We start from the raw sequence: 6,624 nt of genomic DNA, 5'->3' as shown, positions 1-6,624 counted from the left end.
CGTTTTCGGGGTTCACTTCAGTGGCATAAGGCTTTTTCTTATTTCAATTTGAATACCATCGCTTCATACGGACGTAATGTAATGTTATCTATCGATCCGATTTCTACGTCGTAATTGTGTATGAATAACTCTGATTCACTATAACTAATATCCTCAGGCATTTCAAATACACTTTCATCCGCAGTAAAGTTTGCAATAACAAGGAGCTTTTCGTCCCCATATGTTCTTACATAAGCAAAAATGGACGGATTTTTTTCGAGTATTAAATCATACGATCCATACACAACAATCTCATTATTTTTACGTAGCTCAATTAATTTTTTGTAGTAATAAAAAATGGAGTCTTCATCTTTGAGCCCTTGTTTCACATTAATCTCTTTGTAATTAGGATTTACCGCAAGCCATGGCTCACCTGTTGTGAATCCAGCATGTGTCTTATTATCCCACTGCATTGGAGTTCTAGCGTTGTCTCGGCCTTTTATATAAATAGATTCCATTACTTTTTCCTTGTCTTCACCACGGTCCACCACTTTTTCATTGTACATATTTAACGTTTCAATATCTCGATATTCATCAATTGATTGGAATCGAACGTTCGTCATTCCGATTTCTTCTCCCTGATAAATATATGGCGTTCCTTTCATCATATGAAGAACCGTTGCTAACATTTTCGCAGATTCGATGCGATATATTCCATCATTACCAAAACGAGATACAACGCGAGGCTGATCATGGTTATTCCAATAAAGGCTATTCCATCCCGTATGCTCTAATGCTTTTTGCCACTTTGTTAAATTCTCTTTTAAAGTAAGAAGTGAACATGGTTTTACATCCCACTTTCCGCCTTCTCCTGAATCTAAATCCATATGTTCAAATTGGAATACCATTTGCAACTCTTTTCGTTCTTCTCCAGTATACAATTTGGCTTCTTCTGTCGTTACACCAGGCATTTCACCAACCGTCATAATATCATAATTCGATAATACTTCCTCATTCATTTCATGCAAATATTTATGAATGTTTGGACCGTTCATAAAATGTTTATGACCTGAAACATAGCCATCTTCATCTGTTTCAACTGTTGGTAACCCTTCTTCTTTAGAAATAAAATTGATAACATCCATGCGGAATCCATCAATTCCTTTTTCTAACCAAAACTTCATCATCTCATAAACATCTTGTCTTACCTTTTCATTATCCCAGTTTAAATCTGGTTGTTTTTTAGAAAACAGATGTAAATAATATTCATCCGTCATTTCATCATACTTCCATGCAGATCCACTAAAAGCAGCTCCCCAGTTGTTCGGTTCTTTCCCTTCTTTTCCAGGACGCCATATATAGTAATCTCTATATTTATTATCTTTTGATTTACGTGATTCAATAAACCAATTATGTTCATCAGATGTATGATTAACAACTAAGTCCATCATCAGTTTCATATTGCGTCCATGCATTTCATGTAATAGCTCATCCCAATCTTCCATTGTTCCAAATTCGTTCATAATTTTACAATAATCACTTATATCGTAACCATTATCATCATTTGGAGATTCATAGACTGGTGATAACCAAATCACATTAATCCCTAACTCTTTTAAGTAATCTAGCTTTGAAATAATCCCTTGAAGATCTCCTATACCATCACCGTTACTATCCATAAAACTACGAGGATAAATTTGATATACTACGCTTTCTTTCCACCATTGTTTTTCCATTATGCTACCCCATTTCATTCATCATTCATTTTTCTCTTTTTTAAGGCGCAAACGTTTTCATTAATGAATGATAACAGATTCTATCTCAATTTAAAATAGCGCTTACAATTTTTATTCTTCTTTTTCTAAGAAAACATGCGAAAATTACTAATATACCTTCAATAAATGAAAACGTTTTATTTTTTTATTTATTTTTTGAATCTATTCGTTTATAATGAACTCAAAGAAAACGTTTGCATAATTATTTCTAGGGGGAAATACCATGGCAGAACTTAAATTAGAAAACATTTATAAGATATATGATAATAATGTAACAGCTGTAACAGATTTTAATTTACACATTCAAGATAAAGAATTTATCGTATTTGTCGGTCCTTCTGGATGCGGAAAATCTACAACATTACGAATGGTAGCTGGACTTGAAGATATTTCAAAAGGAGAGTTTTCAATTGATGGTAAACTGATGAATGATGTTCCTCCAAAAGATCGAGATATCGCCATGGTCTTCCAAAACTACGCTCTTTATCCACATATGAGTGTATATGATAATATGGCATTTGGATTAAAACTTCGAAAAATACCAAAAGATGAAATCGATCGTCGTGTGAAAGATGCAGCAAAAATTTTAGGGCTTGAACAATATTTAGATAGAAAACCGAAAGCATTATCAGGTGGACAACGCCAACGTGTTGCGTTAGGTAGAGCAATCGTTCGAGATGCAAAAGTTTTCTTAATGGATGAGCCATTATCAAACTTAGATGCTAAACTCCGCGTTGCAATGCGCTCAGAAATTTCTAAGCTACATCATCGCCTTGGAACAACAACAATTTATGTAACACATGACCAAACAGAAGCAATGACTATGGCTTCGCGCCTTGTCGTTATGAAGGATGGAAAGATCCAACAAATTGGAACTCCAAAAGAAGTATATGAAACACCAGAAAACATTTTCGTTGGTGGATTCATCGGCTCACCAGCGATGAATTTCTTCCGTGGTAAATTGACTGAAACCGATTTCGTTATAGACAATACCATAAAATTCAAAGTATCTGAAGGAAAAATGAAGATGCTACGTGAACAAGGCTATGTAAATAAGGAGATTGTTTTAGGAATTCGTCCTGAGGACATTCATGATGAACTACTATTTCTAGAAGCTTCACAATCTACTGCCTTCACAACAAAAATCGAAGTTGCTGAGTTATTAGGTGCTGAATCCATTTTATATATGAAACTTGGAGATCAAGATTTTGCAGCACGTGTAGATGCAAGACATACGTTTTCACCTGGCGACCAAATTAAATTGGCATTTGATATAAATAAAGCGCATTTCTTTGATAGCCAAACCGAGCAACGTATTCGCTAAAAATTTTATCTTTACTATACACATACAAAAAAACCGTCCACATATATTGAGGGCGGTTTTCATTATTATACTAGGGCTTCTACTGTATGAAATGATTGTCCTTTCGTGCCAATAATACCGAAAATCGGTAAATCACTAAGCACCACTTCTTCTTGCTGTTTCATAAAAGATGACGTTAATTGTTTTATCTCTATCCAAACGTCATTAATACAAAGTACATTGGAATCGTTCTCTTGTTGGCGAGAAAAAATAGAATCTATTTTATATAAACCAGCATTTTGAAAAAGCATGTCAATGCGACTGAATGCATTCAAAGTAATGCTAATAACGCGTTGCCAATCTCCTTGCTTTTCCATATCATAGAATACAAAAAGGGCTTCTCCGCCTAGATTCGTAATTTCCTCCACTGTTGCTTGTCCACTTTCTTGATCAATGTCCGTCACAATTACTTTTGCGCCTTGTTTAGCCAACAAAAGAGCTGTATTACGTCCAATACCGATGCCACCGCCAGTTACGATAGCAACTTTTCCTGCAAGCTTCATTTTCATTACCCCTTCTATAAGTCTTACCGTCATTCAGTATACTCCTTTATGAGATTATTCTGCAAGCAAGAAAAATTGCTATTTAATTTGTAAGCGTTTACTTTTTACCCTTCTTTTTTCTTACTCTTACGCTGATCAAGAACTAGACCGATAAAAATGAGAATGCCCCAAAAAATTATGCTACCTCCTGTCATCTCAACTTCCCCCTTATTATATAAAGTAAAACTTTAATCAGCCCCAAATGGTGAGATAAAGATATTATTTTTAATCATTATACCATTATCTTAATTTTCAATCTATTATAAATGAAAATGACACATTTTAACTTTTCCTTACTGTAAACATTCAAAATAGACTTATAAAATCAAAAAGACCTTTTTATATATAAAAAGGTCTTTTTGATTTTATTATACAAGACTTATCACTTTCGTCTTTGTAATTAAATCCTGAAAACCGCAATTGTCTTTGCGGAACAACATCATATATACGTTACATATTAATGGAATTCCTAATAGCAATACGTTCGGTAATAACAATACAAAAAATCGTATAATTAATGTTTGCAACGTTAGCTTTTCACTCTTCAATGAAATTAATTTTATTCTCGTTACCTTTTTACCAAGTGTAACACCGTTCCAAATAAAGGGTAACACAATAAAATATATCGCCATCAATATGAAAACTACTGCGAAATCATATCTAAAATCACCTAAACTTATATTAAAACGCTTAAAAATAGCACTATAGTTCCCAGTCATAATAGCTACTACTGCACCATACATAACCGAGATTAAAAACATGTCAATTAGGGAAGCACCTATGCGATTCATTACAAGCGCTGGACGATGCATCTTTAACTTCATTTTATGTCGACTCCTTCATATCCTTCTTTACCCGTCTCATCGTACCACTTCTAAAAAACATTGTAAACTAGCGTTTCTCTTACTTTTCTTGTACAATGTGTTACAACAGCATTGTAAAGGAGGTTCCCATATTGAAAAAATGGATAATCCTATTCGTCGCCTTCCTATTAACTGGTTGTGCAGGAAATACAAGCCACTTAACTTATACGATTAACGATGAATACGAACTCATACGTACTTCTGGAAATGCATTTGAACTTTTCCCCTCGCAAGATGCTGTATATGCTACACAATACATCCCTGCAAAAATTACGGACATTGCCTGGGATGATAAATACATTATTGCAAAACAAACTGAGGAAAAGTCAGATCCGAATAACCCTGATGGAGCAATTGCAAATAAAAAAAGTGAACATTATTGGATTATTGACGTAAAGCACAATAAGCGTTTTGGCCCCTATAATGAAAAACAATTTAATGAACAAAAAAACGCGTTCAAAATTAAGGTACCTTTTCAAAATGTAGATTCATACATAAAAGAAATAAAAAAACAGTCAGCATAATCTTTTGAGTGCTGACTGTTTTTTCTTATATTATTTTAAAAACACATTACTCCGAAAGTGGGATGTTAAACGTTTGTGACTCTGTTACAACATCTTGTGTTTCTGAATCTCCTGCAAGTAAATCATCAGTTGTAAACTGAATATCCTTTACCTTGTCTTTTCCATCGTCAAGTATTAAACCAATAATACCATCTCTTGTTTCACCAGGCTTATAGTCTTCTCTTGATACATTTTTTGTACCAACTAACGTATCTTCGTCATATAAAAAGTTTTGAGTCGCTACTTTAAAATGTTGCTTACCATTAATCATAACATCATTCATAGAGGCAAATTGCATATTTTTATTTCCGCTATTCTCCACTTTATATGTAATCTCAACGTAACGAATTGTATTACTAATCTCTGTTCCACTTAGCGATGCATATAATTCTGCATCATCTTGGCTTACCTTATCCCCTAATCTACGTTTTACTTCTTCAGGAGTTAATGCCGTATATACTTTCAGTGTATTTTTTGCCTTTTCACTCATCTGTGATAAAGAAATTACTTTCACATCTTGTACGTGAATTTTCATTGGCGCTACTTCAAATGTTTGATTCACAGAATGCATCTGCTCTAACTTGAAAGTACCCCATCCTGTTTCTTTCACTTTTTGTCCTACTTTTTTCAGCTCACGCCCACCATATTCTTTTGTTTCAGGAATAGATTCTTTCTTCTTCGGTTCAGCTTTCTTTTCTTCTTGATGGAAGCAACCACTTAACATAAGAAGAAAACTACATAAAACAAAAATACTTTTCCATGCTTTCATCATTTAATTTCTCCTAACGCTATCATTCATGAATATAAAATTAGTCCCTTGCTTTGTAAACTATAGAAACAATGAAAAGTCCACAAAATGAACTTGTCAGTCCAGATACTATTATACCTCCAATTTGGAAAATATGAAAATAGGGATCTACGAACGCGTGCACGATAAATATAATAGTTGCCACAACAATTACTGAAATCCAATACTTTCTTTTTTCCGAAGCTAAAATAAGGTCTTTACCCATTTCATTTCTATACTTCCATAATACGTATACTAGTACTAAAAAACCAATACACGTACTTCCATGTTGCATATATTTATAAACTGAGATGCTGTGCCATTCTCTTTGCAATAATGGTATTTTCATAACAAAATAGCCTGTCTTATGAGTAAATGCATCCCAAACAACATGTGTTAACATACCGAATAATGCTGAATAACAAAATACAAAAAGATCCTTCCATGTATGAAGCTCCCACCTCTTGTCTACTGCATATGTATAGTAGCCAGCAAATGGTTTCGGTAAATGTGTTATAAAAGACTTTTTTAAAATGTAATGATATATGCATGCTAACAAGAAGACAAGTGGTAAATTTAAATATAAGAACCCAAGCCACGTATGTCCAATAATACCATACGGTCTAAAGTGTAAAAAATATTCAAAGTCAGGCGCCATACTACCTAATATAAGAGCCGTTACTGAAATATGTTTAGAATGCTTTTTCGCAAAAGGAAGAACTGCTGCTGGATGTGCGAATGTAAACGGCATA

At 33.8% G+C, this 6,624-nt stretch carries 8 protein-coding genes; 2 read left to right on the top strand and 6 right to left on the bottom strand.

Features of this window, described 5'->3' with window-relative positions:
• Positions 1–38: 38 nt before the first annotated feature.
• The gene (locus COK05_RS21550) at positions 39–1,715 is read right to left on the bottom strand and encodes a glycoside hydrolase family 13 protein (protein ID WP_098614179.1); all 1,677 of its coding nucleotides are present in this window, start codon (positions 1,713–1,715) and stop codon (positions 39–41) included.
• Positions 1,716–1,977: 262 nt separating this feature from the next.
• Here COK05_RS21550 and COK05_RS21545 point away from each other — a divergent pair, with 262 nt between their 5' ends.
• The gene (locus COK05_RS21545; protein ID WP_098614178.1) at positions 1,978–3,078 is read left to right on the top strand and encodes an ABC transporter ATP-binding protein; all 1,101 of its coding nucleotides are present in this window, start codon (positions 1,978–1,980) and stop codon (positions 3,076–3,078) included.
• 65 nt (positions 3,079–3,143) lie between these two features.
• Here the strand turns inward: COK05_RS21545 and COK05_RS21540 are convergent, their stop codons facing one another.
• The 3 genes from COK05_RS21540 to COK05_RS21530 all read right to left on the bottom strand — a co-directional run bounded on the left by COK05_RS21540 (position 3,144) and on the right by COK05_RS21530 (position 4,483).
• Positions 3,144–3,653, bottom strand: a complete 510-nt coding sequence (locus COK05_RS21540) for an SDR family NAD(P)-dependent oxidoreductase (protein ID WP_000218413.1) — start codon at positions 3,651–3,653, stop codon at positions 3,144–3,146.
• A 71-nt stretch (positions 3,654–3,724) separates the two neighbouring features.
• The gene (locus COK05_RS21535) at positions 3,725–3,814 is read right to left on the bottom strand and encodes a hypothetical protein (protein ID WP_000145638.1); all 90 of its coding nucleotides are present in this window, start codon (positions 3,812–3,814) and stop codon (positions 3,725–3,727) included.
• Positions 3,815–4,027: 213 nt separating this feature from the next.
• On the bottom strand, positions 4,028–4,483 hold the full coding sequence (locus COK05_RS21530) for an RDD family protein (RefSeq protein WP_098614177.1): 456 nt from the start codon (positions 4,481–4,483) through the stop codon (positions 4,028–4,030).
• Between the two features lie 131 nt (positions 4,484–4,614).
• Between COK05_RS21530 and COK05_RS21525 the strand changes: the two genes are divergently transcribed.
• Positions 4,615–5,046 carry a DUF3997 domain-containing protein gene (locus COK05_RS21525; RefSeq protein ID WP_098614176.1) on the top strand — a complete coding sequence of 144 codons (432 nt, stop codon included), beginning with the start codon at positions 4,615–4,617 and terminating at the stop codon, positions 5,044–5,046.
• A 46-nt stretch (positions 5,047–5,092) separates the two neighbouring features.
• Here COK05_RS21525 and COK05_RS21520 read toward each other — a convergent pair whose 3' ends face one another.
• Positions 5,093–5,857 (bottom strand): hypothetical protein, encoded by a 765-nt coding sequence (locus COK05_RS21520; RefSeq protein WP_098614175.1) that lies wholly within the window; start codon positions 5,855–5,857, stop codon positions 5,093–5,095.
• A gap of 37 nt (positions 5,858–5,894) precedes the next feature.
• Positions 5,895–6,623 (bottom strand): DUF4184 family protein, encoded by a 729-nt coding sequence (locus COK05_RS21515; RefSeq protein ID WP_098614174.1) that lies wholly within the window; start codon positions 6,621–6,623, stop codon positions 5,895–5,897.
• Between the last annotated feature and the right edge of the window lies 1 nt (position 6,624).

Source organism: Bacillus cereus (assembly GCF_002567495.1).
Taxonomy (GTDB): domain Bacteria; phylum Bacillota; class Bacilli; order Bacillales; family Bacillaceae_G; genus Bacillus_A; species Bacillus_A cereus_AQ.
This window is presented reverse-complemented; position numbering and strand designations above follow the sequence as displayed.